The organism is Methylibium sp. T29 (assembly GCF_000576205.1).
Lineage (GTDB): Bacteria > Pseudomonadota > Gammaproteobacteria > Burkholderiales > Burkholderiaceae_C > Methylibium > Methylibium petroleiphilum.
Genome location: NZ_AZND01000383.1, coordinates 1 through 2,469 on the forward strand (window position 1 = coordinate 1; position 2,469 = coordinate 2,469).

A 2,469-nucleotide genomic window follows, 5' to 3' on the forward strand; every position below is an offset into this window, starting at 1 on the left:
GCGCCGGCGGCCACGCCACGCTGTTCCGCGGCGGCGACAAGGCGGCCGGCGTGTTCACGCCGCTGAGTGCGCCGCTGCAGCGCATCCAGCGCGAGCTCAAGCGCGAGTTCGACCCGGCCGGCGTGTTCAACCGCGGCCGCCTCTACCCCGATCTGTGAGCTGACCCCGCACGATGCAAACCACCCTTGCCCCCGAATACCAGGGCAGCGCCGACGGCGCCGATGCCGAAGCGATCCTGCGCAAGTGCGTGCACTGCGGCTTCTGCACCGCCACCTGCCCGACCTACCAGCTGCTGGGCGACGAACTCGACGGCCCGCGCGGCCGCATCTACCTGATCAAGCAGGTGCTCGAGGGCGCCGAGCCGACGCGCAAGACCCAGCTCCACCTGGATCGCTGCCTGACCTGCCGCAACTGCGAGTCCACCTGCCCGTCGGGCGTGCAGTACGGCGCGCTGGTGGACATCGGCCGCCGCGTGGTCGATGCCAAGGTCGAGCGCCCGGCTGGTGAACGTGCCGCTCGCACGGCGCTGAAGGAAGGCCTGACCTCGCCGCTGTTCGCCCCGGCGATGAAGCTCGGCCAGCTGTTCCGTCCGCTGGTCCCCACGGCGCTGAAGGCCAAGGTCCCGCCGAAGGCCCCGGCCAGCGCGCACCGCTGGCCGACGCGCAGCCACCCGCGCAAGGTGCTGATGCTGCTGGGCTGCGTGCAGCCGGCGATGGCGCCGAACATCAACAGCGCCACGGCGCGCGTGCTCGACGCCGCCGGCATCCAGACCCTGGTGGCCGACGACGCCGGCTGCTGCGGTGCCATCCGCGACCACCTCGGCGACCACGAGGGTGGCCTGGCCGACATGCGCCGCAACATCGACGCCTGGTGGCCGCTGGTCGAGGGCCTGACCGGGCAGGGCGCCGTCGAGGCGATCGTGATGAACGCCTCGGGCTGCGGCGTGACCGTCAAGGACTACGCCCGCCACCTGAAGCACGACCCCGCCTATGCCGAGCGCGCCGCGAAGATCTCGGCGCTGACCCGGGATCTGAGCGAACTGCTGCCCGACCTGGTGCCCAAGCTCAAGCCGCGGCTGCGCGGCAAGGCGCCCAAGCTCGCCTTCCATCCGCCTTGCACGCTGCAGCACGGCCAGCAGCTGCGCGGCGGCATCGAGGGCGGTCTGCGCGAGCTCGGCTTCGACATCACGCTGACCCCGACCGACAGCCACCTGTGCTGCGGCTCCGCCGGCACCTACTCGGTGCTGCAGCCGGCGCTGGCCTACCAGCTGCGCGACCGCAAGCTCGCCGCGCTCGCGCCGGTGGGCGCACAGGCCATCGTGTCGGCCAACATCGGCTGCATTCAGCACCTGCAGAGCGGCACGCCGACGCCGGTGAAGCACTGGGTGGAGGTGCTCGACGAGGCGCTGGCCTGACGGCCCCGGGGCCCGTCGATGGGCTCCGCACCGCGCTTGTTCTCTTGCAGATTGCTGACTACGATACCGGCGACTGCAAGGGAGGAGCATGGGAGTTCGTGACGGGCGCGGCCGTTGGCGCGCACGCGGGGCGGGGCTGTTTGCGCTGATCGCGGGCTGCGAGGTGCTGGCGGGGCCCTTCACGCCCGTGGCAGGCCAGGAATACCGCGAAGTGGCCGACCCGCCGACCCAGGTGCAGGGCCAGGCGGTGGTGGGCGCGGCCCTGATCGGCGTGCAGACGCAGATCGGCGCGCAGTTCCTCTACGCCCGCGCCAAGGCGCCGTTCAGCGGGCAGGTGCGCGTCAGCCTCACCACCGCCGATGGCCGGCTGCGTGGCGACGGTGTCTTCCAGGGCGAGGCCCGCGAGGGCGAATGGATCGAGCTCGAACTCAAGCCGAGGGATGGCAAGCGCCTGCGCCCCAATCCGCTGGCGCCGGAGCGCGTCGCGGTGTCGGTGCGCTATGTCGAGAACGGCTCGTCGGTGGAGCATCCGATGGTCGCGGCCTGGGAGGTCCCGTCCGCATCGACGACGGCCGCGACGTTGCGGCTGTATGTCAACAGCCGGCGCGCCCCGGAGATGCTGGTCGCGGTGAAGGGCCGTCCGCCCGAGATGTGCCGGCGTGCGCCGGACAAGTCGACGGTGCGCTTCGACATGCTGTGCGAACTGCCGCTCGCCAGCGTCGTTGGCAGCAAGGGCAAGCTCACGCTGGTGCGCCGCGACGGCTTCGAAGAGCTGGAGCAGCCGGTCGTCGTCGGCTGGTGAAGGCCCGCGCACGGTGCGACACCTGCTCTCCCACCTGGCCGTGATGCTGCTGCTCGCAGCGCTGGCGGCGGCCATCGCGCTGCCGCTCAGCCTGCGCACCGCGACCGACACCGCGTTCACGCTGACCGCGAACACCGACGTCCTGTCGGTCGAGCCGCTGTGCGACCAGGAACTGGTCTGGGACCTCGGCAGGGCCGAGGCCGTGGCGCTCGGGGCCGGCGCGGCTGCGCCGGGGCGAGCCACCAGCGCCACC

At 72.1% G+C, this 2,469-nt stretch carries 3 protein-coding genes and 1 pseudogene; all 4 read left to right on the plus strand.

What is annotated here, in order from left to right; all coding sequences use genetic code 11:
- Positions 1–158: pseudogene (gene glcE, locus x551_RS25590) on the plus strand (glycolate oxidase subunit GlcE); the annotation flags it as partial.
- Positions 159–172: 14 nt separating this feature from the next.
- The gene (gene glcF, locus x551_RS21160; protein ID WP_011831213.1) at positions 173–1,414 is read left to right on the plus strand and encodes a glycolate oxidase subunit GlcF; all 1,242 of its coding nucleotides are present in this window, start codon (positions 173–175) and stop codon (positions 1,412–1,414) included.
- A gap of 88 nt (positions 1,415–1,502) precedes the next feature.
- Positions 1,503–2,216, plus strand: coding sequence for a hypothetical protein (locus tag x551_RS21165; protein WP_011831214.1), 714 nt, complete (start codon positions 1,503–1,505; stop codon positions 2,214–2,216).
- Positions 2,217–2,229: 13 nt separating this feature from the next.
- Positions 2,230–2,469: hypothetical protein (locus x551_RS21170; RefSeq protein ID WP_036251044.1), on the plus strand; the 240-nt coding region annotated here is incomplete at its 3' end.